Origin of the sequence: Caulobacter segnis (genome assembly GCF_031454995.1) — a bacterium.
Classification (GTDB): domain Bacteria; phylum Pseudomonadota; class Alphaproteobacteria; order Caulobacterales; family Caulobacteraceae; genus Caulobacter; species Caulobacter segnis_E.
Genome location: NZ_JAVDRV010000001.1, coordinates 63,541 through 85,745 on the forward strand (window position 1 = coordinate 63,541; position 22,205 = coordinate 85,745).

Consider the following 22,205-nt stretch of genomic DNA (forward strand, 5'->3'; position numbering starts at 1 on the left):
AAGAACCTAGTCCCGCGCGTGAAAGGTGCAATGGCTCTCGACCAAGGTTTGACGCCCCGGCCCGCACTTCTTGCGGCCCCTTTTCGGCGCAATCGTGTCAATCGTCTTGAAGCAGCTGCCTCAGACGCTCCTCCTCGTCCCGCGAAAGCTCGCCCTGCGCCGGCTCGCGCCGACGCAGCAGGCCGACCATCAGGACGCCGCCAATCAGCAGGATCCCGATCGGGGCCAGCCACAGCACCGCGTTGCCGGCGGAGAACGGCGGCTTGAGCAGCACGAACTCGCCATAACGCTCGACCAGGAACGCGCGGATCTCGCGGTCATCGCGGCCGGCCTTGACCTGCTCGCGGACAATTCGCCGCAGGTCGGCGGCCAGCTGGGCCTCGGAGTCGTCGATCGACTCGTTCTGGCAGACCAGGCAACGCACCTCGCGGAACAGGGCCCGGGCGTGGGCTTCCTGCGCCGGATCGGCCAGGCGTTCGGAGGGCTCGGACGCGCCGGCCGTCAGGGCGATGGCGCACAGGGCGACGGCGGCGGCCTTCAACTTGCGGATCACGACACCGTCTCCCCCGTCCGACGTCCCACGCCCAGCCGCGCGCGGCGATCCGACAGCGAGACGACGCCGCCGATGGCCATCAGCAGCGGCCCCAGGAAGATCAGCCGCACCCAGGGGTTCACATAGGCGCGGATCAGCCAGGCCGGCTTGCCGCCCTCGCCCGCCCGACGCTCGCCCATCACGACATAGACGTCGTTGAGCAGGCTGGGACAGATCGAGACCTCGGAGGTGGTCTGGCCGCCGGTGGGATAGAAGCGGCGCTCGGGCGTGGCGCGGCAGACCAGGCGACCGGCCTTGTCGACGACGTCCACGACGCCGCGCTCGGCCAGGTAGTTGGGCCCCTCGACCGTGCCGACCTTCTTCAGGGTCAGGGTGTAGGCGCCCAGCGGCTGGCTGCCGTTCAGGCCGAGGGCTTGCGCCGCCTCGACCCGCCAGGCGGTCTCGAACGAGGCGCCGAGCACGAAAAGGCCAAGACCCGCGTGGGCCAGGGTCGTGCCCCAGGCGCCGCGCGGCAGACCCTTGGCGCGGCGGGCGCTCTCGGCGGCCGGGACGCGGAACAGCTTCAGGCGCTCGGACAGCTCCAAGAGCGCGCCGCCGATCAGCCAGAAGCCGACGACGAGACCGCCGCTGGCCAGGGCCTTGCGCGGCTGGACGACGGCGTAGGCGATCAGGCCCAGCACGACGGCGGCGGCCAGCACGATCCACAGCTTGCGGGCCACCCCGGCGGCGTCGCCGCGCTTCCAGGCCAGCAGCGGGCCGGCGGGCAGCACGGCGAAGGCCAGGATCATCAAGGGAACGAAGGTCAGATTGAAGAACGGCGCGCCGACCGAAACGGCCTCGCCGTCCATCGCCTCGCGGATCAGCGGAAACAGGGTGCCCAGCAGCACCACCGCCGTGGCCGTCGACAGCAGAATGTTGTTGAGCACGATCGCGCTCTCGCGGCTGATCGCGCGGAACTGGCCGCCGGGGTTCAGGGTCGGGGCGCGAAGGGCGAACAGCAGGAAACCCGCGCCGGCCGCCACGCCCATCATGATCAGCAGCAAGACGCCGCGCGTCGGGTCGACGGCGAAGGCGTGAACGCTGGTCAGCACGCCCGAGCGCACCAGGAAGGCGCCCAGCATCGAGAAGGTGAAGGCCGCCAGGGCCAGGAACGCCGTCCAGCCCGGCAGCGCGCCGCGCTTCTCGGTGACGATGGCCGAGTGCAGCAGGGCCGCGCCGATCAGCCAGGGCATGAAGCTGGCGTTCTCGACCGGGTCCCAGAACCACCAGCCGCCCCAGCCCAGCTCATAGTAGGCCCAGAAGGCGCCCAGGGTGATGCCGACGGTCAGCAGGCTCCAAGCCGCCAGGGTCCAGGGCCGCACCCAACGGGCCCAGGCCGCGTCGATGCGGCCCTCGATCAGCGCCGCCAGCGACAGCGAATAGACCACCGAGAAGCCGACATAGCCGGCGTAGAGGAACGGCGGGTGGAAGGCCAACGCCGGGTCCTGAAGCAGCGGGTTCAGCGACCGCCCCTCGATCGGCGCGTCCAGCAGGCGCTCCATCGGGTTCGAGGCGAACACCGTATAGGCCAGGAAGAGCACGCCCAAGGCGCCCTGGATGGCGATGGCGTAGGACCTAAGGCGCGGCGGCAGGCTGTCGCCGAAGAAGGCCATGGCCGCGCCGTAGCCGGTCAGCACCAGGCACCACAGCAGCATCGAGCCCTCGTGGCTGCCCCAGGCGCCGGCCACCTTGTAGAGCATCGGCTTGGCGGTGTGCGAGTTGGCCGCCACGTTGGCGACCGAGAAGTCCGAGACCACGAAGGCGTGGATCAGGCAGGCGAAGGCGACGGCCACGGCCAGGAACACCGCGACGGCCGCGCCGCGTCCAGCGCCGGCCAGCACCACGGACCGCCGCGCGCCGCCGACCGCCGACAGGCCGGTCTGGGCGACCGACAGCGTCAGCGCCAGGACGAGGGCGAAGGCGCCAAGCTCGGTGATCATTGGAACTCTCCCCTTCTCCCCTTGCGGGAGAAGGTGGCTGGCGAAGCCAGACGGATGAGGGGTCGAACGGACGGGATCGAGAACACCCTCATCCGTCGCTGCGCGACACCTTCTCCCGCAAGGGGAGAAGGAAACCGACGGGCGATCATTTCGGATACCCCTCGTAGGAAGGCTTCGCGCCCTCGCCGCGCCACTCGCCCTGCTCCTTCAGCGCCTTGGACACCTCGCGCGGCATGTAGCGCTCGTCGTGCTTGGCCAGGACCTGCTTGGCGACGAAGACGCCTTGGTCGTTGAACGTCCCCTCGGCGACGATCCCCTGCCCCTCGCGGAACAGGTCGGGCAGGTCGCCGTGATAGACGATCTTGGCGGTCGCCTTCTGATCGGCGACCACGAACTCGACATTGCCGTCCGGATGCTTGACCACGCTGCCGTGCTGGACGAGGCCGCCCAGCTGGACCTTGCGGCCCGGCTTGACGTGAGCCTCCTGGGCCTGGGCCGGCGTGTAGAACAGCGAAATGCTGTCGCGCATGCCGTACAGCGCCAGGCCGACGGCCAGGGCCAGCACGGGCGCGACGGCCAGCAGGATCGTCAGGCGCCGACGCGCCTTGCGGGACTTTGGTAGCAAGCTTTGGGGCCAGAAGCTCATTGCGCGGTCTTTGGGTCCTGGGTCTGGGCGGCCATGCCGGATTGCGGCGGCGTATCGGCCGCCTGGCGCAGGGCGGCCAGCACCTTGGGCTGATCCTTGAAGCGGGCGGTGGCGGTCGCCAGGGCCGCGTCGCGCTTGGCGGTGTCGCCCAGCACCGCGTAGGCGCGGACCAGCCGCACCCAGCCGTCGGGGTCGTCGGGCGATTGCGCCAGACGCGCGGCCAGGCCCTCGACCATGCCGGCGATCATCCCCTGAACCTCGGGGTTCTCCGACGCCTTGGGTTGGGCGGCGGGCAATCCCCCAGCGGCCTCGACCTCGGCGATCTCGCGGCCCAGCGCCGTGCGCGCCGGATCGTCGGCGGCGAGGCTGTTCAGCAGGGCGCGCCAGTCGCCCACGCCGCCGGCCACGTCGCCCTCGGCGATGCGGGCGCGGCCCAGATAGTAGCGGGCGCGCAGATCCTTGGGATCAACCTTCAGGGCGCGGTTGAAGGCCAGCTTGGCGTCGGCGCCGATGTCGCCCTTGGCCTCGATGACGAAGGTCTCGCCCAACAGGCTCCAGATGTCGGCGCGGCCTGGCGCGCGGTCCACGGCGCGGCGCAGGGCCTGCTCGGCCCCGGCCATGTCGCCGGCGGCGGCGCGGGCCTTGGCCAGGAACACCAGCGGCTCGGCGTCATTGGGCCGCTCGGCCGCGACGCCTTCCAGGACAGCGGCGATCTGGGCCGGATGCAGGGTCGCCGGATCGGCGGCCTTCCACTCGGCGACACGCTGGCGATAGGGCTGGTCGGAAAGCTCGGGATGACCCAGCCAGACATAGAGGCCGACGCCCGCGACGCAGGCCGCGCCGGCGATGGCGACCACCGCCTTACGGACGGCCATGCCGTCGCGCGCCCAGGTCTCGGCGTGGTCCGCGGCGGCCAGCAGGCCGCGGCCCGCCTCGGCGCGGGCGGCCTTGAGTTCGCCCTCGGCCAGAAGGCCATCCATGGCCAGGCGCTCGACCTCGGCCAGGCGCCGGCGATGCGGTTCCAAACGGGCCTGCGCGTCATCGACGGGCCGGGCTCGCGCGGCGCCGCGCAGCACCAGGCCCGCGGTCACGGCCGAAAGCCCGGTCGCGGCGATCCAGAATGCGATCATAATGGGCGTGTTAGCTTGTTCTGAGGCCGGCCGTTAGTGGGAAAAGCGCGTAAGGGGCGCAAAGCCTGGCTGGCCTAGGCCGCGATCGCGGCGGCCGCGCGGCGACGGACGATCTCGGCGGTCTTGTCGTCGCGGGTGTAGGCGATGAAGCTGGCGGCGACGTCCAGATACTGTCTGGCCAGGCCTGGATCGCCGCCGTCGCCGGTGCGAGCCACGTGCAGCACATCCTCGATATAGGGGTCGAGGCGGGCGTTCAGCTTCTCGAGGATCTTGAGGCGGCTGCTGCCATAGCCGGCCTTGTCGGCGCAGGCGCGCAGCTCGGCGATGAAGGCCAGGCCGCCCCGGGCGCGGTTCAGCATGGCCTCTTCGGGCTCGGCGACCAGCTTGGCCACGCCGCGCGAGCCCTTCTTGGCCAGCATCGAGATCGGACGGGTCGGCAGCGCCTTCTCCAGCTCGCGATCGATCTGGTCCATGCGCAGCTCGCAGGCCTTGGCCATGGTCTGCTTGAAGCGCGCCACGCGCCGGCCCCAAGGGCCGTCCTTGTTCAGGTCGACCGACTGCTGGAACTCGACGATCTGCAGCTGGACCTTCTGGGCGCGCTGGGCGGCCTCGCGTCCGGCCGCCTCGCCGCCGCCGAAGTCGAAGGTCTCGATATGGGCGATCGAGGCCTCGATGTCGGCCAGGACGCGCTCGCCCAGCCCCTTGACCTCGGACGAGGCCAGGTAGCGGTCGCTGGGCCGATCCATGACGGCCGAGATCACCCGCAGGATGCGCCACTCGTCGGGCAGATGGGCCGACAGGATATCCAGCAGCAGCGGACCGGCGTCCTCGCGGATCCGGCAGGCGTCGTTATAGGCCAGGCGCGCGGCGGCGGCGCGCTCGTCGGACATCCGGCTGACCCATTCCGACAGCCTGGGCAGGCAGCCGCGGATGATCGGGGCCAGTTGCAGGCACATGGCCAGCTCTTCGGGGTCGCACAGCGAGCGCACGCTGTCGAACGCGGCGTTCTCGGGATCGCGCAGCGCCGCCGCGCCGATCTTGCACAGCTCGTCGAAGACCAGCGGCGTCCCCTGCTCCAGATCCCAGGGATTGCACTTGACCGCCGCCTCCTGGGCCTCGCGCGGCGCGATCCCGCGCAGCGCGCGCCAGGTCCGCGCCAGCACCGGCGGGGGGAAGGCGATCACGCCCTCGTCCCGCCTGGCGCAAAGCGGCACGATGGGGGCCAGGACATTGTTGCGGACGAAGCGGTTGGCGGTCTCGTCCTCGACCAGTTCGCGCACGGGCGTGAAGATGCTCTGGGCGCTGGTCCCCGCCAGGGCCAGCTCCAGACTGCGCAGCGCCGCGTCCGGCGCGGTCTCGACCAGCGTCCGTATCAGCTGCAATTTATGGGCGGCAATGGCGGCCATGGTTCCCCATGTCGGCTCATGCGACCGACAGTTCCGTCAACCATGTTCGAAACGGGGTTAAGGATTTCCGAAACGCCGCAAAAAGTCGCGCGCCCGGCCCGAGCGAGTCACGGCGGGAAAGCTTAAGCGTGAAAGCGGCTTAGCCGCTCCCGGCGCGCCCTTCGCGCCCCGCGACGCGCCGACGATTCGTCAGGTTTCGGCGCGCGGCAGGTCCAGAGTGACGCGCAATCCGCCCAGCGCCGATTCACCAAGCTGGACCGACCCGCCATAGGCGCGCGCCAGTTCGTCGACGATCGACAGGCCAAGACCCGAGCCCGGCGCGTTCTCGTCCAACCGCTGACCGCGCTTGAGCGCCTGGGCGCGCTCCTCGGGCGGCAGGCCGGGACCGTCGTCGTCGACCGTGACGATCATCCGCGCCTCGCCCGAGGACGTGGCGTCGACTCGGATCCTCCCCCGGCACCACTTGCCGGCGTTCTCCATGACGTTGCCGACCAGTTCGAGCAGGTCCTGCTTCTCGCCCTGGAAGGCCAGGTCCTCGGGGCACCGCCAGTCGATCTCGATCCCCCGCCCGTCGGCCTTGTCCTGGAAGATGCGCTCCAGGGTCACGGCCAGCTCGTCCAGGATCGGCTCGACCGGCGTGCGCTCGCCGCTGGTCTGAGAGCGGGCCGCGGCGCGGGCGCGGCGCAGGTGATGGTCGACCTGCTCGCGCATGGTCTGGGCCTGGCGCTCGACCACCTCGGCCAGCTGGCCCGGCTGCTGGTTGGCTTCGGTCAGCATCACCGAGATCGGCGTCTTCAGGGCGTGGGCCAGGTTGCCGACGTGGGTCCGCTGACGCTCGACGACTTCCTGGTTGTGGGCCAGCAGGGCGTTGAGCTCGGTCGCCAACGGCGACAGCTCCTCCGGATAGACCCCCTCCACGCGCTCGGTCTTGCCGCGCCGCACCGAGGCGACCTCGCGGCGCAGGCGAAACAGCGGCTGCAGGCCAAAGCGCACCTGGACGACCATGCCCAGGATCAGGCCGCCGCCCAGGATCAGCAGGGCGAAGGCGGTAATGCGGGCGAAGCGGTCGGCGTCGGCGTCGATCGGCGAGCGGTCCTCGGCGGCCAGGAACACCACCGGGTCGGGATAGCCCGGCAGGCGCGTCAGGATGGCGGCCGCGCGCAGCGGCTTGTCCTGGGGTCCCCGCATGTCGAAGTACTGGGTCTTGCCCGGCGCGGCGTCCAGCTTGTCGATCTGGGTCGAGGACAGCATCAGGTCGCTGTCGAACAGCGAGCGCGAGCGCTCGATCGGCTTCATCGCCCCATCCGGCGACTTGTCCAGGATCACCCAGTAGCGGCCCGAATAGGCGCGCGTGGCCCGGATGTCGGTCAGGAACGGCGCCTTCAGCTGGCCCGCCTCGACCGTAGACCCCGCGTAGAGATCATCGGTCAGCACCGCCAGCGACTGATCGAACCGCCGGATGGCCGCGCCGCGGAACTGGGCGGTCAGGAACACGCCCGCGATCACCACGACCAGCAGGGTCCAGATCCCGGCGATCAGGATCAGGCGGCGGACCAGCGAACGGCGGCGCAGGTCCAACAAGGTTTAGGCGGCCTCTTCCCCGGGCAGCGGCGCCAGGCGATAGCCCAGACCCCGGACGGTCTCGATCCGCTCGGCGCCCAGCTTCTTGCGCAGACGGCCGATGAACACCTCGATGGTGTTGCTGTCGCGGTCGAAGTCCTGGTCGTACAGGTGCTCGACCAGCTCGGTGCGGCCGATCACCCGGCCCTGGTGCATCATCATGTAGTGCAGCAGGCGGTATTCCAGCGAGGTCAGGCGCAGCGGCTCGCCATTGACGCTGGCGCGGGCGGCGCGCGGGTCCAGGCGCAAGGCCCCGCACGACAGCGACGGCGCGGCGTGGCCGGCCGAGCGGCGTAGCAGCGCCCGCAGGCGCGCCAAGAGCTCCTCGGTGTGGAACGGCTTGGCCAGATAGTCGTCCGCGCCCGCGTCGAAGCCGGCGACCTTGTCGCTCCAGGCGCCGCGCGCGGTCAGGATCAGGACGGGCGTCGCCACGCTGCCGCGCCGCCAGCGCTCCAGCACCGAGACCCCGTCCACCTTGGGCAGGCCCAGATCCAGGATCACGGCGTCATAGGGCTCGGTCTCGCCCAGGAACTGGGCTTCCTCGCCATCGGGGGCGTGGTCGACGGCGTAACCGGCGTCGGCCAGGGCCAGCTTCAGCTGGCGCGTCAGATCGGGATCGTCCTCGACGAGCAAGATGCGCATGGCTTTAAGAAAACTCCTCAGCCCCCGCTGATGATCTGTCCGGTCTCGGCGTCGACGATGAAGTCGATGCGGCGACCGTCGGCGGCCGCCCAGCGGACCCGGTAGTTGCGGCCTTCAAGGCCCGCGTCCAGCACCCGGCCGGGCACGCGCGCCGAGATCATCTGGATCACGCGCGACAGCGGCACCAGACGCCCCGACTGCACGCCGCCACGCGCCTGATCCGACTGCGCGCGCCAGTCGGCGCCCAGCGAGTCAGGACCACGCCGCTGCGCCGAGGCCGCGCCCGGAAGGGCGGCGGCCAGCGCGGCGGCGACGAGGATGACGCGGATCGTTTTCATGCTCTCCGGTCTAAAGGAACGCGGCTGAATGGAGACTGAACGCCCAGCTTATGAACGGGCTGCGTCGTTCTGTCACGGCCGGACACGTTTTGCCGCCGGAGGCGAGCGACAACCCTACCTCCGCTTCGGCGCGTAAGGCTTCTGATCGCGCCAGGCCTGGGCGAATTTCTCGAGGTCCTGGTCGATCGTGTCGGGCAGGGTCACCACCAGACGCGCGAGCAGATCGCCGCGCTTGCCCTTGGCGTCGGCGAAGCCGCGGCCTTTCAGGCGCAGGGTCTGGCCGCTGTTGCTGCCCTTGGGGACGTTCAGCATCACATTGCCGTCGGGCGTCGGCGCCTCGACCTTGCCGCCCAGCACCGCGTCGGGAACCGAGATCGGCAGATCCATGACCAGGGCCTCGCCCTCGCGGCGATAGATCGGATGCGGCTTGATCACGAGCTCGATCAGGGCGTCGCCCGCCCCGCCGCGCCCAGGGCTGCCCTGGCCCTTCAGGCGCAGGGTCTGGCCTTCCTGGGCGCCGGCCGGGATGGTGACATCGATCGTGCGGGCGTCCGAGAAGGCCACGCGCTTCTTGCCGCCCTTGATCGCCTCTTCCAGGTCGATCTCGAGGCGCGCCTTCACGTCGGCGCCGCGCGGGGCGAAGCCGCCGGTCTGGCCGCCACCGCCGAAGGGTCCGCGACCGCCGCCGAACATCCCGCCGAACAGGTCCGAGAGGTCCATCTCCGCGCCCTCGTCGACGCGGAAGCCGCCCCGGCCAAAGCCGCCGGCGTTGAACGGGCCATTGCCGGGCTGGCCGCCGAAACCGCGCATGGTCTCGCGCCCGTCGGCGTCGATCTGGCCCAGGTCGAACTTCTTGCGCTTGTCGGCGTCGCCGATGATGTCGAAGGCGGCGCTGACCTGCTTGAACTTCTCCTCGGCCTTCTTGTCGCCGGGGTTGGCGTCGGGGTGATGCTGCTTGGCGAGCTTGCGGAACGCCTTGCGGATCTCGTCCGCGCTCGCGGTGCGGGAAACGCCGAGTTCCTGGTAGGGGTCACGCGCCAAGGAAGGTCCTCATCGAACTTGCGGGCAGGTTGGGGTAACGCCCTCCATCTAGAACGTCCAGCGCGGCGCGCAAGCCCCAATGTGGCATTTTTACCACAACCCTATCGTCGTCACCGCGCCCCAGCCGTAAAGGGCGTCGGCTTGAGCCACCTCGATCCGCGCGGCGGCCGAGGGCACGTCGGCCGCGCGCATCGCCGCCGTGTAGACGAAGACGGCGTCCGAAACCTCGGCCTCGCGCGACACCGACGTCCCGTCCAGAACCCGGACGCGATAGCGCGAGGCGCCCTCGACCAGCGGGACCTCGCCCGCCCAGACGTCGCCGCCGGCGCGGGCGCGGCGAATCCACCAGACCTTCAGGTCGCCGCCGACCATCCGCGTCCGGAGGTGGGCCGGCGCCAAGGGACGCAAGGCGCGACCGGACCAGACCGCCGTCGCCTCGGTCGTCCCCGCCCCCGCCGGAGGACCGCCGGCCGCGGCCGCGCGGATCTTCAGCGGAACGCCGCGCTCGAAGGCGGCCACCGCCATCGGGACCACCGCCTCGTCCAGCAGCACCACCGGCGCGCCGGCCAGAATCGTCGTCTCGCTGGCCGCCCCATCGCGCTGTCCCCGCAGCAGGCCGGACAGGCGCCAGACGTCGAGCGAGAGGAGCGCCGCGTCGCGGAAGCCGACGACCTCCCAGCCGCCGTCCGCCGCCTGGATCGCCAAGGCGTTGCGGCCGGCCAGGGCGGCGGCGAGCGACACGGAGGACAGGCTGCTTCCTTCCATACGAACCGTCACGCTCCCGGCGCGATCCACGCGGTGCGGCGAGGCGGGCGAAAGATCGGTCAGGGTCACGCCCAGGGTCGCCGGCTGGGGCAGGCGCGCTCTCACGCTCAGGGTGTCGAGGTCGGCGCCGGCGTGGATGTCCAGCGGCCGCCAAGGCTCGGCGGCCGCAGCGACCAGGGGCCGGGCGTCGTCTTCCAAGGCGCCATTCGACGGCAGGTCCAGCACCCACAGCATCGGCGGCGGCGCGGGCTCGCGCGGCGGGGCCGGCGTCCAGTCGAGGCCGCCCGCCACGCCCTGGCTCGCCACGACCGGAACCAGGGTCGCGCGGGGCCGCTCGTCGAGGTCCAGCCGCGACACCCGCCAGGCCCCGCCGTCGTGGGCCAGGCGGTCGCCGGGCTCCAGGCGCAGGGCGGCCGAGGGCGACAGATGCACGATCCGCGAGCGCCGCGCGGCCTCGTCGGCGGCCAGCATCCGGCGGGCGGCCGCCTCGGCGTCGGGCGCGGCCAGCACGATCGGCGCGTCGGCGTCCCGCGTCCCCGCCCCTTGTTCGCGGCGCGCGACCACCGCCCCGACCTGGTAGTCGCGGCCGGCGTCGAGGAAGCGCAGGCGCAGGGCTTCCGCGGCGGGCTCCAGCACGCGGATCTCGCGCTCGACCACGCCGTCGTCGGGCCGAACCAGATCGGCCTCGGCCAGAACGCCGGCCACGCGGCCCGAGCGGGCCATCATCCGCACATGGTCGCCGCGCTCGACGGGATCCAGCGCGAAGGCCTCCGTCAGGGGCGCGAGCGCGTCGCGCAGGCGCATCGGCCGGTCGACGACATAGCCGCCCACCGAACCGCCCGCCTCGCCCGGATCGATCGAAACGCCGGCCCGGGCGCCCAAGGCCCGGATCAGCTCGGGCAGCGGCGCGATTCCCGCCCGGCCGGTCAGCCAGTGACCCAGGGTCCACGAACTTCCGTCCGCCCAGACGTCCGAACGCGCCGGGAAGTCCGGGAACGGCCGCGCGTCCCAGCACCAGGCGCTGGCCGCCTCGATCATCGGTCCGCCATAGACCGGCGAAGGCGGATTGGCGGTCGGATCATCGATCCAAGCCAGCACCGCCTCCAGGAAGCGCCGCTGGCCGAAGTCGTCCCGCTCGCCGGTGGAATACGGCGGCAGGAAGCTCTCGGAGCTCTTGGGATCGATGAAGAGGTTGGGCGAATTGCTCCCCTTGTCGACGGCCGGGCAGCCGAACTCGGTCAGGCGGATCGGCTTGGACCGCGGAACCCAGGCCGTCGGCGTCGTCGCGCGCACGCCTCCAGGGCGGTCGTAATGCGCGTTGCTCCACCAGGCCCTCAGGTCCTTGGGCCGGAACATCCAGGGCTCGCCATGGGCGCCGTCGGTGATCGGGGCGCGAGCCTGAGCGTCACGCGCGGCCTGGCTCGGATAGTACCAGTCGAAGCCCTCGCCGCCCGTCAGGCCCGCGCGCAGATAGGCCGGATCGTGCGGCCCGAGGAAGCCGGCGGCGGCGTCCAGGTGCGTCTCGCCCTCCCGCCAGTCGGTGATCGGCGGATACCAGTCGACGCCGATGAAATCGATGTTCGGGTCGGCCCACAGCGGATCGAGGTGGAACACCGCGTGACCGCCGCCGTCGGCCGGCTGGTGGCCGAAATACTCGCTCCAGTCGGCGGCGTAGCCGAGCTTGGTGACGGGGCCCAGCACGCCCCGGACCTCGGCGGCCAGGCTTTTGAGCTTGGCGACCGCGGGATAGGTCCCGCCCGGCCCGCGCGTGGTGGTGACGCCGCGCAGCTCCGAGCCGATCAGGAAGCCGTCCACGCCGCCGGCTTGCGCGGCCAGGCTCGCTTGATGCAGCACCATCCGGCGCAGACCCCAGGCGCCGTCGAAGAAGGCGTTCACCTGGCTGGTCGCCGCGGTGGTTCCATCGGCGCCGGCCTCGCACGTGATCCGGCCGCGCCAGGGATAGGCCGGCTGGCCGGGCGGGGTGTCCATCAGGATAAACGGATAGAGCGTGACCTTCAGCCCGCGCCGCTTCAGTTCGGCGATCGCCTGGAGCACCACCGCGTCGGCCGGCGTGCCGCCATAGGCCGGTTTGCCGTCCTTCAGCGAGACCAGATGCGCGCCGGAGCGGTCGACGCCCGCCACGCTCCAGGTGATCGGCAGGGTGTCCTTGGCCGCCTGCTCGACGCCCGGCCGGATCTGGCACTGGCCGCAGCGCAGATCGGTCCCGAACCAGGCGACGACCAGGGTGACATGATCGACGCTCGGCAGCTGGGCCCGGAGCTGGTCCAGCGCCACGACGAGATCGGCGCGGCCGTCGGCGTTGTGGACGCTCTCGCTGGCCGCGCGGGTCAGGCCGTCGCGACGCAGCACGGCCTCGGTGGCGTAGACGAACTCGCCCGCGCCCGGGATCAGGCAGACGCCCTTCAGCCGCTCCTCCGGGCCCGGCGGATCGTCCGGCGCGCGGGGACGGCGGAAGACCTCGAACGACAGTTGCGGCGGGCGGTTTCCGAACGGCTCCAGCGGCAAGTCCTCGAACACGACATAGGCCACGCCGCGATAGGCGGGCGCCGAACCCTCGATGGCGGCGATCAGCGGATCGGGCGCTTGGTCCTCGGCCCCCAGGTGGACGCGCATGGTCGCGCCCGAGAGGTCCATGACCCGCCCGTCGGCCCAGACGCGGCCGATGCCGTCGATCGGCCCCTCGGCCACGGCGACGGCGAACGACAGGCTGTAGGCGTACGAGGTCGTCTTCTGCCCCTTGGAGCCGCCGACGCGGCCCTCGACCCGCTTCTCGCGAAAGCGCGCGGCCCAGATCACCTGGCCCCCGACCCGCGCGCGGCCGAACACGCACGGTAGGGCCGCGCCCTCGGCCGCGCCGGTCAGGCGCAGCTCCGGAATGCGCGGACCGACCGGCCGCGCCGGCGACAGGGCCGAGAGCGCCGCCTGGTCGACCGCCGCGCCCAGCGCCGCTCCCGCGACGGCGCCCAGAGGTCCGCCGATCGCCGCGCCGACGCTGGAGAGGATGACTTGAGCCATGAAATGCTCCTCAGACGGAGGGAAACCGGAACGCCGCGAGCAGGCGCTCGCGCCACCAGCGGCCGAGCGCGCTCTCGACGCAGGCCCGGCCCCAATAGGCGTGGATCATCCGGTCCTCGCCGGACTGGATCGCGCAGTGCTTGGCCACCGCGCCGGGCGCCATGCGGAAGACCAGGACGTCGCCGGGACGGGCGTCGGACAGCGGGACCGGCGTCAGCCAGCGGCCGAACGCCTCAAGCAGCAGCTCGCGCTCGCCGAGTTCGGCCCAGTCGGGGCGGTAGGGCGGCGGGGCTTCCGGCTCGACGCCGCGGATCGCCCGCCAGACGCCACGCACCAGGCCCAGGCAGTCGCAGCCCGCGCCGAGCGTCGAGGCCTGGTGGCGGTAGGGGGTTCCGAGCCAGAGGCGGGCGTGGGCGAGGACCAAATCCTCCCCCCAGCGGGGGAGGTGTCGGCCCGCCAGGGACGACGGAGGGGGAAGAGGCAAGCGCTCAAGCACTTCCCCCTCCGGCCCTTCGGGCCACCTCCCCCGCTGGGGGGAGGAGTTGCCGCCGCCCCTCACCGCCGCCCGCCGTCATTCCGCTCGCCCTCGACGGGGTACAGCGTCAGGAAGTCCTCGCCGGGCGAGGTGGGGAAGCCTCGGAAGTTCACGCCGTTGCCGAACACCCCGACGCACGTGCTCCAGCGCTTGTCGCAGGTCGCGCCGGGATGAGCCGAGAGATCGACCCCGCAGCGCCCATCGCCCAGCCTAGCGTCGCACAGCCGGGTGAAGGTCCGCCCAGCGATCCGCTCCAGCGCCGCGGCCGGTCCGGCCAGGGTCGCCTTGAACGCCTGGCCCTCGCGGCTCAGCGCCGCGATCGTCGCGGTCCACAAGCGCACCCGCCGCGACGGCGCGCTCCAGTCGACCCGCAGCGCCGAGACCTTGGCGCCGTCATAGAGCCCCGCGTCCAGATCGGCCTCCGAGATCCCCGCGTCGTCCAGCACGCCCAGGGCGGCGGCCTGGCTGGGCGCATAGCCGACGCCGGCCTCGCTGGCGCCGGGGCTCCAGCCGCCGCTGGCCTCGCAGGTCACGCCGTCGATGACGAGCTCGCGGTCGTGATCGGTGAAGCCCAGCTTCACGCCGTCGGCCCGCTCGACAATCCAGGCGTGGCACAGGCGGGCGAGGTCGATCCCCTCGGGTAGCGCCCGCATCAGTCGCGCACCTCGATCAGGCCGCAGGCGCTGACGCGTCCGGCGGCGAAGCCTTCCAGGGTGATGTCCAGGCGATCGGTGTCGAAGCGCACCGGCGTGTCGAACTCGAAGCCCGCCGTCACCGCCGCGCCGGCGGCTGGGGCGGAGGACAGCGTGACCAGGCCCGTCGCCACATCGACCGAGAAGGCGGCGGCCGTCAGGACCACGCCGCCCACCGCCACCTTGACCGTGCCGGCGACCGGCTTGGCGATCGGCCGCGCCAACGCCGTCTGGCCGCTCCCGTAGGTCTTGGTCAGCGGGAACACCTTGCGGCTTCCATCGCCCGTCCCGATCGGCTGATCGGTCGCGGCCGGCTGGGCCGAGGGCGCGCACGACTTGAAGTCGGCCGGGTCGCGGAAGCGGAAGCCCGCCAGCCGCCCCCGCCGCGCCTCGAAGAAGGCCAGCAGCTGGGCCAGCTCATCCAGAGGGCGAGTGGCGGTGGCGATCAGATAGCGCCGGCGGCCGCGCGCCCAGGCGCTGGTCCGACGCTCGTCGCCCGAGGCCAGGGCGACGATATCGGTGCGCCATTCGACGCCGCCGGCGCAGCCGAACGCCAGGCGCGCGGGCAGACGCGCCTCATGGAACTCGCTCATGGCGATCCTCACGAAAGGTTTTGCGAAAATTGGACGAGAAGCGCAGCCGTTACGGCCGAACGCCATTAAGTCTTGGTCATGACCCGCTTTTCACTTCATCAGCGGGTCGTCGGCTCCTACCTATGGAGTCGAGATTGGAGACCGATATGGATTGGAAGACCCTGTTCCTGTCGCCGGAAGGCCGGATTGGCCGCCAGGCGTTTTGGATCGGCTGGCTCGTCCTGCTGGGCGTGAACGTGGCGTTGGGCTGGCTGCCGGTGATCGGCGCCGTGATCAGCCTGGCGACGATCTATTCCAGCGTCTGCATCCATTCCAAGCGCCTGCACGACATGGGTCAGACCGGCTGGTGGCAAGTGCTGCCCTGGGTGCTGGGTCCGGTGCTGATCATGGGTTCGGCCCTGTCGGTCGGCGTCATGCCCGCGATCGCGGCCCTGACGAACGGCGAGCCCGAGATCGCGGCCCTGACCGCGCTGGGCGGCTTCTTCGTCTCGTGCTTCATCGCCTTCGCGATCTGGCTGGCCTTTACGCTCTGGGTCGGCTGCAGCCTGGGCCAACCGCGCGACAACCAGTACGGCCCGCCCGCGCCGAACACGACCGCGGTGGTGCTGTAGGGGCCTCAGGCGCTCCTCGGCTTCTATTCAATCGCCTTCCTGGGCCTTGTGCCCAGGACCCATGGCGGCGGCTAACTCTGATCTTCCGTTCGAGGCTAGGTCGAAAGTCCGAGGCGTCCGTCGGGCGTATTGCGAGCTGAACGATGGGTCCTGGGCACAAGGCCCAGGAAGGCGGGGTTTTTCGATGCGACTGGCTACAGCCGCCGCGCCCCGACACTCACCGCCCTAGCCAACGCCTGCGCGATCTGGGCGTCGGAGCGGATCAGGCCTCGGGCCTCGCCGCCCTGGACATTGATCGTCACCGACACCCCGCCGCCTCCGACCGGCTCGATGCTTCCGGCCGAGGCGGGTCGAAACACCTCCGGCCCGCGCTCGCCGACCAGATAGGCGCCGCCGGGCAGCACCGGACCGCCGTCGGCCCTGGCGCCGGCGAAGCTCTTCGACAGCGCCTCGGTGAGACCCCCGCCCTTCAGCGCCGCCCCGGCCGCGCCCAGCACGGCGCGCGCCAGTTCCGACAGCGACACCTGCCCATCGGACGCCGCCCGCGACAGCGAACGGACCAGCGACGCCCCGGCGCGGGCGAAGGCTTCGTCGATCGAGCGCGCCGCGCGCTCGGCCGGCGCCTTCAGCCCGTCGAGGGCGGCCGCCGCCTCGGCGGCGCGGGCGGGCACAGCGGCCAGATCGTTCTTGGAAAGGCCGTCCTGGTCGAAGCTCATGGCGGGGTCTCCTCGTCGGGATAGCGGGCGATCAGGGCGGAGAGGTCGGCGCGGGACGGCGCCGGCGCGGGCGGCGCCTCGGTGAGCGCGCGCCACTCCTTCAGCGACAGGCGCCAGAAGGCCTCGGGCGGCAGGCCCAGCGACACCGCCAGACGCAGCGGCGCGGACCAGGCGCTCATGCGCAGGCCACGAGGGCGGCGGCCAAGGCCGAGGCGGCTTCGGGGACGGTGGCGCGGGCGGCGATCTCGGGCGCCTCGCCGCCGCCCTCCAGCAGCGCGGCCAGCACGGCGGAAAGGTCGGCGGCGCCGAGCGTGGCGATGCGGTCGGGCAGCTGGGACCAGTCGGCGAGGTTCAACGCGGCCTCGATGCGCGCCAGGGCGCCCAGCGTCAGGCACAGCCGTCGCGGCGCGCCGGCCAAGGTCACGACGACCTCGCCGCGCGCGGGGTTTGGTGGGAGCATGGGGTTTCCTTTCAGGAGCGCCCCCTCCGTCTCGTCGCGTATCCGCGCCAATCCACCTCCCCCGTTGGCACGGGGGAGGATGAACATCCTCCTCACCCGCATCGCGGGGGAGGTGGCGCGATGCGAAGCATCGTGACGGAGGGGGCGCTTTTGCTGATCCTAAAGCGCCGTGAAGCTCACCGCCCCGGCGCTGGCCAGGCTGATCGCGAACGACGCCTCGCCGTCGTGCTCGCCGGCGTATTCCAGGGCCGCGACCAGGAACGGGCCCTCCAGTTGGCCGAAGTCCGGGATCACCAGACGCCAGGTCCGCGCCGACTGGTCGAAGAAGCTCGTCCGCACCTGGGCGTCCGAGGGAGCGTCACGGAAGATCCCCGAGCCCGACACGGCCACCGACTTGACCCCGGCCCCCGCCAGCAGCTCGCGCCAGCGGCCGGCGCTGTCGCTATCGGTGGCGTCGATGGTCTTGGCGTTGAGGCTTAGCGTGCGGGCGCGCAGGCCCGCGACGGTGTGGAAGGTCGGGCTCGCGGCCCCGTCGCTGATCTTCAGCAGCATGTCCTTGCCGGCTTGGGCGGCCATGGGTGTCTCCAGTTCAGGGGTTTTCGGTGACCGCCCGCACCCGGACGATCCCGAGCGTGGTCTCGCGGTCGGCGCCGGTGAAGCAGTCGGCGTACGGGACGCGCAGGTTGACGAGCCGCCGGCCGCTCAGGGCCGGCTTGGCGTCGTGCAGGGCCGCGCGGACGGCGGCGACCAGGGCCCGCGCCTCCTCCGGCCCGCCGAAGCGGCTGGCGCAGGTGAGCGTCAGCAGGTGCTCGATCGCGTCGCCTTCGGAGACCGGACGCCCCTCGGACCGCGTGACGACGACGCAGGGATAGGTCGGCAGGCGCGGCGCCGTGGCGTAGACGCGCTGGCCGGCGACGGCGGTGACGGCGGGCGCGGCCTTCAGCGTCGCGACCAGGGCGTCGATCAGGGGTTTGTCGGTCACAGCCGGGCCTTTCGGTAAGGGGTCAGCCACGGCTCGACGAGCGCCAGCGAGGGTTCGCCGGCGTCGCCCAAGGACGAGCGAAGCTCGTAGGCGTGGGCGACCAGGGTGAGGACGGCCAGACGCAGCGGCGCGGGGCTCGCGGCGGTCAGGGCGAGCCCGGCCGCGGCCGCGATCCGGGTCTCGGCGGCGTCGATCAGGAGGGTGAGGACCGTATCTTCCGCGGCGTCGGAGACGCGCAGGAACGCCCGGGCCTCGGCCAGGGTGAGGGATTGGGGCATGGGGGGCTTTCGAAAAAGGGAGCGCCCCCTCCGTCACGGCGCGTATCCGCGCCGCGCCACCTCCCCCGCTTCGCGAGGGAGGATGGGGGACATTCATCCTCCCCCGTGCAAACGGGGGAGGTGGATCGCCGCGCGCGCGGCGAGACGGAGGGGGCGCTAGGGACGACTAGCTCGCCGCGAACTTCAGCAGCTTGATCGCGTCGAAGTTCTGCACGCCGCCGCCCACGCGCTTGGTGGTGTAGAAGAGGACGTGGGGCTTGGCCGAGTACGGGTCGCGCAGCACCCGCACGCCGGCGCGGTCGACGATCAGGTAGCCCTTCTCGAAGTCGCCGAACGCCACGGCCAGGGCGTTGGCGGCCACGTCGGGCATGGCCTCGATCTCGGTGACCGGGAAGCCCAGCAAGCTCGCCGACTGGCCCGGCTGCAGGGCCGCGTTCCAGATGTAGTTGCCCTGGCTGTCCTTGAACTTGCGCACGGCGCTGACCGTGCGGCGGTTCATCACGAAGCGGCCGTTCTGGCGGTACTGGGCCTTGGTCGCGTAGATCAGGTCGATCAGCTTGTCGGTCGGGTTCGACGCCGTCCAGCCGCCCGCCACCCCGGTGGCCAGATAGCCGACCTGACCCCAGGTGTAGGACGCGTCCGGCGCGGCGGTGTAGGCCAAGAGGCCCTTGGGCTTGTTCATCCCGTCGCCCGACACGAAGGCCGTGGTCTCCTGGGCGGCGAAGGCGTCCTGCACTTCCTCGGCCAGCCACTCGTCGATGCTGACATAGGCGTCGTCCAGCAGGGCCTGGGTCGCGGCCGGGCTGGCGTAGAGTTCGCCGGCCGGGAAGTCGATGACGTCCAGGGTGGGGGCCGTGGTCTCGGGCCGCGCGGCGGTCTCGGCCACCCAGGCGGCGGCGAGGCCCGTCGGCGAGACCGGCTTGCGGAAGGTCCCGGCGCCGATCGTACGGACCTGGCAGATCTCGCGCATCGGCGAGGTGGCGGCCAGGCGCCGCAGGATCAGCCGCTCCAGCTCCGGCGGAGCGACATAGCCGCCGGCCGTGGCCGTTCCTTCCGACAGCCCCTTGGCTTCGAGCAGAGCCGCAGGGGTCTCGCCGGTCTTCACATAGCGGTCGAAGGCGGCCTTGCGCTCGTCCACCGTGACGACCGGCGCCTCGCCGCCGAGGGCGGGCCGGCGCAGGTCGGACAGGATGCGGTCCAGGCGATCCTGGGCGCGCGAGACGGCCTCGTCGATGCGGCCGACCTTCTCTTCCAAGAGGACGTCGGCCCGCTTGGTTTCGATGGCCGCCAGGCGCGCGTCGTTGGCGGCCTTGAAGCTCTCGAACGCGGTCAGGACGTCGGCCAGCGCCGCGCGGGCCTCGGGCGAGGCCGCGTGTTTGGTTTCCTTCATGGGGTTCTCCGGAAAAGCCCCCTCCCCTCGATGGGGAGGGGTAGGGGTGGGGTGACGCGGCCATGGCCGCGCCCCGAAGGGTGGGATGGGAGTCGCGGAACGGCCGCGCACCCCCATCCCCGCCCTTCCCCCATCAAGGGGGAAGGGAGTTCCGCGTGGGACTCATGCTAGCGTCGCCGCATGCCTGACCGCGCCACGCCGAATCTTCCGTCCAGCGACTTCGACGCGACCGAGAGCTTCTATGCGACCCTCGGCTTCGAGCGGGCCTCGCGCGATCCGGGCTGGATGGTGCTGGAGCGCGGCCGGCTGACGCTGGAATTCTTCCCGTTCCCAGGCCTGAAGCCGTCCACCAGCAACTTCGCCTGCTGCCTGCGGTTGGATGACCTGGAGGGCTTCTACGCCGTCTGCCAGGCGGCCGGGATCGAGGAGAAGACCGAAGGCTTCCCCCGCCTCCACCCGCCCGGCGACAAGAAGCTCATGGCCGCCCTGATCGACCCGGACGGCACCCTGCTCAGGCTGATCCGGAACTGAGGGTCAGGCGGGCTTGCGGCAGCATCGGGAAGGTGACGATCGACACCTCCCAGAGCTCGACGCGGGACAGCACGCGCAGGCGGCCCTGGGTGCGCGCCTTCACCTGACGAAAGCCGATCGACAGGCCGTCCAGCGCGCCGGCCTCGACCAGGGCGGCGACGAGGCGGCCACGCGGCGTCGTGCGTAAAATCCGCCCACGGACGAACAGCCCCTTTGCGTCCTCGACCACCTCGTCCCAGACGCCGATCGGCTCGGCCTCGTCGTGCTGGTGCAGCATCTTGACCGGCGCGCTGGCCGCCAGGCTCTCGGCGAAGGCGCCGGCGGCGGTGACGTCGTCATTGAGGTCGCGGATCCAGAACAGGGACGCGTAGCCTTCGATGGAAAGATGATCGGACAAGGAACAGGCCTTTCCTTTTCTGCGCCTTCCCAGGGCTTGTCCCTGGGACCCAGCGTTCCGCCGGCGCGGCGTAAGCCAGGCAGGCGCGGCGCGAGCGGCGACATGGGTCCTCGCCTCGAGGGCGAGGAAGGCGGGGTTGTGGGTGGCGGCTAGCGCGAACGCTCCAGCTTGGCTTCGATGCGGTTCAGCGACTGGCGGGTGGCGTCGGCCTGGGCTTCGAGGCGGGCCAGGCGTTCGGCGACCGGGGCCTGGGCTTCCAGCCGGCGCTGCATCTCGTCGATCCGCGCCGAGGCCTTGCCGGCCCACAGCAGGGCGGCGGCGGCCTGCAGCGCCACGGCCACCAGCACCGCGGCCGACACCTGGCGGTCCAACCGCCAGCGGGTGGGTTGGGTAGACATGTGCAAACTCCTCCCTTCCCCCTGGATGGGGGAAGGGTCGGGGATGGGGGTGATCGCGGCGGGGGAGGTTGGGCCAGACCTTGAACGGAGGTGGCGTAGCGGTCGCCCTATTCACCCCCATCCCAACCCTTCCCCCATCAAGGGGGAAGGGCTCTAACCGTGCTCCAGCCCCGCCAGCCGCCGACGCTCGGCGTCGGTGAGGAAGGACGCCGTTTCCAGCCGGCTCCACAGAGCGTCGCGCTCGGCCGACAGGGCCGGGACGGCGTCGAGGTCGGGGGCGATCCGCGCGCCGGGGAACTTCACGGCCAGCCAGGCGGTCAGGGCCCGCGCCGCCCGCTCGGCCAGCGGAACCGCCGTCCCGCGCCAGAAGGCGGCGTTGGCCTCGCGGTAGTTGGCGTAGGTGTTGTCGCCGGGGATGCCCAAGAGCTGCGGCGGGACCCCGAACGCCAGGGCGATCTCGCGGGCGGCGGCGTGCTTGCCCTGCGTGAAGTCCATCTCGGCCGGCGTCAGCGACATGGCCCGCCAGTCGAGCCCGCCCTCCAGCAGCAGCGGCCGACCAGCGTTGGCCTGGCCGGAATGGGCGTTGGCCAGCTCGGTCTTCAGCCGGTCGAACTGCTCGTCGGTCAGGCGATCGCCGGCGTCCTTGGACGAATAGACCAGCGCGCCCGAGGGCCGGGCGGAGTTGTCCAGCAGCGCCTTGTTCCAGGCGCTGGAGGCGTTGTGGACGTCGATCGCGAAGGCGGCGGCTTCCAGCGGCGAGAAGCCGTAGTGGTCGCTGATCGGGTTGAACAGCTTCAGGTGCAGCACCGGCAGCCAGCCGTCGCCGTCGCGGCCGATCCGCACCGTGCGCCCGGCGGCCTGATAGTCATAGGCCAGCGGCCAGCCGCGCGGGCCAGGGACAACGGTCATCCGGTCGGGCCGCAGGGTGTAGAGCTCAGCGGGCGCCCCCTCCCCGGCCGCCTCCAGATAGCCGTTGCCGGCGACCTGGAGGTTGCCAAAGAACGCCTCCATCAGATCCGGCCCGCCCTGCTCGGGATTGGGGCGATCGAGCAGGCGCTTGAGCGGGTGATCGTCGGCGCGACGGCCCTCGACGAACACCGCCAGGGTCGTGGCGGCGGCGGCCTCGGCGATCATCCGCACGCAGCGATAGGCCACGGGGTTCTTGGCGAACCCCTCGGCCGCCAGCGCGCCATAGTCCCGCGGCGTCCACTGCGGGCGACCACCCGTGGTCAGCGCGATCAGCCGCGCGGCGCGGGAGTCCTTGCGCTCGGGCGGGCGCGGTTTGGGGAAGAGCATGGGGCAGCGCTCCGGGATGGTTGAGAACGAAATGGGAACAATGTAGGGTGGTGGGGAAGGCGAAAACACACCCCTCTCCTCCCCCTCTCCTCCCCCTCTGGGGGAGGGGGACCGGCGAACGCCGGTGGAGGGGCCAGCCGGGGCAAGACGCCATGCAGACGCCAAGAGAC

General features: G+C 71.6%; 23 protein-coding genes and 2 pseudogenes. 2 read left to right on the forward strand and 23 right to left on the reverse strand.

Annotated elements, in window-relative coordinates; all coding sequences use genetic code 11:
* Positions 1-97: 97 nt before the first annotated feature.
* From J2728_RS00315 to J2728_RS00375, 13 genes and pseudogenes are all read right to left on the reverse strand, one after another.
* A complete protein-coding gene (locus J2728_RS00315) occupies positions 98-550 on the reverse strand; it encodes a cytochrome c-type biogenesis protein (RefSeq protein WP_309997543.1) in 453 nt (150 codons plus the stop codon).
* On the reverse strand, positions 550-2,532 hold the full coding sequence (locus tag J2728_RS00320; protein WP_309995029.1) for a heme lyase CcmF/NrfE family subunit: 1,983 nt from the start codon (positions 2,530-2,532) through the stop codon (positions 550-552). The genes J2728_RS00315 and J2728_RS00320 overlap by 1 nt, the downstream gene beginning before the upstream one ends.
* 145 nt (positions 2,533-2,677) lie before the next feature.
* Complete coding sequence (ccmE, locus tag J2728_RS00325; RefSeq protein WP_309995031.1) at positions 2,678-3,178, reverse strand: cytochrome c maturation protein CcmE; 501 nt, start codon at positions 3,176-3,178, stop codon at positions 2,678-2,680.
* Complete coding sequence (gene ccmI / locus J2728_RS00330) at positions 3,175-4,308, reverse strand: c-type cytochrome biogenesis protein CcmI (RefSeq protein ID WP_309995032.1); 1,134 nt, start codon at positions 4,306-4,308, stop codon at positions 3,175-3,177. Before ccmI ends, ccmE begins: the two co-directional genes overlap by 4 nt.
* A gap of 74 nt (positions 4,309-4,382) precedes the next feature.
* A complete protein-coding gene (locus J2728_RS00335; protein ID WP_309995034.1) occupies positions 4,383-5,714 on the reverse strand; it encodes a hypothetical protein in 1,332 nt (443 codons plus the stop codon).
* A gap of 189 nt (positions 5,715-5,903) precedes the next feature.
* Entirely contained in the window at positions 5,904-7,295 is a 1,392-nt protein-coding gene (locus J2728_RS00340; protein WP_309995036.1) for an ATP-binding protein, read from the reverse strand.
* A gap of 3 nt (positions 7,296-7,298) precedes the next feature.
* Positions 7,299-7,976 carry a response regulator transcription factor gene (locus J2728_RS00345; RefSeq protein ID WP_309995038.1) on the reverse strand — a complete coding sequence of 226 codons (678 nt, stop codon included), beginning with the start codon at positions 7,974-7,976 and terminating at the stop codon, positions 7,299-7,301.
* Between the two features lie 17 nt (positions 7,977-7,993).
* On the reverse strand, positions 7,994-8,314 hold the full coding sequence (locus tag J2728_RS00350) for a PepSY domain-containing protein (protein WP_309995041.1): 321 nt from the start codon (positions 8,312-8,314) through the stop codon (positions 7,994-7,996).
* A gap of 114 nt (positions 8,315-8,428) precedes the next feature.
* Positions 8,429-9,355, reverse strand: a complete 927-nt coding sequence (locus J2728_RS00355) for a J domain-containing protein (protein WP_309995043.1) — start codon at positions 9,353-9,355, stop codon at positions 8,429-8,431.
* Positions 9,356-9,445: 90 nt separating this feature from the next.
* Complete coding sequence (locus tag J2728_RS00360) at positions 9,446-13,156, reverse strand: baseplate multidomain protein megatron (protein ID WP_309995045.1); 3,711 nt, start codon at positions 13,154-13,156, stop codon at positions 9,446-9,448.
* Between the two features lie 10 nt (positions 13,157-13,166).
* Positions 13,167-13,715 (reverse strand): annotated as a pseudogene (locus J2728_RS00365) (NlpC/P60 family protein).
* Positions 13,712-14,344 carry a baseplate hub domain-containing protein gene (locus J2728_RS00370; protein ID WP_309995046.1) on the reverse strand — a complete coding sequence of 211 codons (633 nt, stop codon included), beginning with the start codon at positions 14,342-14,344 and terminating at the stop codon, positions 13,712-13,714. Before J2728_RS00370 ends, J2728_RS00365 begins: the two are co-directional and overlap by 4 nt.
* On the reverse strand, positions 14,344-14,976 hold the full coding sequence (locus J2728_RS00375) for a DUF2460 domain-containing protein (protein WP_309995049.1): 633 nt from the start codon (positions 14,974-14,976) through the stop codon (positions 14,344-14,346). The genes J2728_RS00370 and J2728_RS00375 overlap by 1 nt, the downstream gene beginning before the upstream one ends.
* 146 nt (positions 14,977-15,122) lie before the next feature.
* Here J2728_RS00375 and J2728_RS00380 point away from each other — a divergent pair, with 146 nt between their 5' ends.
* Complete coding sequence (locus J2728_RS00380; RefSeq protein ID WP_309995051.1) at positions 15,123-15,587, forward strand: DUF805 domain-containing protein; 465 nt, start codon at positions 15,123-15,125, stop codon at positions 15,585-15,587.
* A gap of 194 nt (positions 15,588-15,781) precedes the next feature.
* Here the strand turns inward: J2728_RS00380 and J2728_RS00385 are convergent, their stop codons facing one another.
* The 7 genes from J2728_RS00385 to J2728_RS00420 all read right to left on the reverse strand — a co-directional run bounded on the left by J2728_RS00385 (position 15,782) and on the right by J2728_RS00420 (position 19,413).
* Positions 15,782-16,303 (reverse strand): phage tail tape measure protein, encoded by a 522-nt coding sequence (locus tag J2728_RS00385; protein ID WP_309995053.1) that lies wholly within the window; start codon positions 16,301-16,303, stop codon positions 15,782-15,784.
* Positions 16,300-16,482: a phage tail assembly chaperone gene (locus tag J2728_RS00390; protein ID WP_309995054.1), complete on the reverse strand. Its 183-nt coding sequence runs from the start codon at positions 16,480-16,482 to the stop codon at positions 16,300-16,302. Before J2728_RS00390 ends, J2728_RS00385 begins: the two co-directional genes overlap by 4 nt.
* A complete protein-coding gene (locus J2728_RS00395) occupies positions 16,479-16,763 on the reverse strand; it encodes a GTA-gp10 family protein (RefSeq protein WP_309995056.1) in 285 nt (94 codons plus the stop codon). The genes J2728_RS00390 and J2728_RS00395 overlap by 4 nt, the downstream gene beginning before the upstream one ends.
* 159 nt (positions 16,764-16,922) lie before the next feature.
* Positions 16,923-17,339 carry a phage major tail protein, TP901-1 family gene (locus J2728_RS00405; protein ID WP_099445234.1) on the reverse strand — a complete coding sequence of 139 codons (417 nt, stop codon included), beginning with the start codon at positions 17,337-17,339 and terminating at the stop codon, positions 16,923-16,925.
* A gap of 13 nt (positions 17,340-17,352) precedes the next feature.
* Entirely contained in the window at positions 17,353-17,745 is a 393-nt protein-coding gene (locus J2728_RS00410; RefSeq protein WP_309995059.1) for a DUF3168 domain-containing protein, read from the reverse strand.
* On the reverse strand, positions 17,742-18,023 hold the full coding sequence (locus J2728_RS00415; protein WP_309995062.1) for a head-tail connector protein: 282 nt from the start codon (positions 18,021-18,023) through the stop codon (positions 17,742-17,744). The genes J2728_RS00410 and J2728_RS00415 overlap by 4 nt, the downstream gene beginning before the upstream one ends.
* A 166-nt stretch (positions 18,024-18,189) precedes the next feature.
* Positions 18,190-19,413 carry a phage major capsid protein gene (locus J2728_RS00420; protein ID WP_309995064.1) on the reverse strand — a complete coding sequence of 408 codons (1,224 nt, stop codon included), beginning with the start codon at positions 19,411-19,413 and terminating at the stop codon, positions 18,190-18,192.
* A gap of 180 nt (positions 19,414-19,593) precedes the next feature.
* Between J2728_RS00420 and J2728_RS00425 the strand changes: the two genes are divergently transcribed.
* Positions 19,594-19,944, forward strand: coding sequence for a bleomycin resistance protein (locus J2728_RS00425; RefSeq protein WP_309995066.1), 351 nt, complete (start codon positions 19,594-19,596; stop codon positions 19,942-19,944).
* On the opposite strand, the gene J2728_RS00430 is transcribed toward J2728_RS00425, so the two are convergent.
* The 3 genes and pseudogenes from J2728_RS00430 to J2728_RS00440 all read right to left on the reverse strand — a co-directional run bounded on the left by J2728_RS00430 (position 19,925) and on the right by J2728_RS00440 (position 22,189).
* Positions 19,925-20,341: an HK97 family phage prohead protease gene (locus J2728_RS00430; protein WP_309995067.1), complete on the reverse strand. Its 417-nt coding sequence runs from the start codon at positions 20,339-20,341 to the stop codon at positions 19,925-19,927. The genes J2728_RS00425 and J2728_RS00430 overlap by 20 nt on opposite strands.
* Positions 20,342-20,490: 149 nt before the next feature.
* Positions 20,491-20,739, reverse strand: coding sequence for a hypothetical protein (locus J2728_RS00435; RefSeq protein WP_309995069.1), 249 nt, complete (start codon positions 20,737-20,739; stop codon positions 20,491-20,493).
* Positions 20,740-20,892: 153 nt separating this feature from the next.
* Positions 20,893-22,189: pseudogene (locus J2728_RS00440) on the reverse strand (phage portal protein).
* Positions 22,190-22,205: the final 16 nt, after the last annotated feature.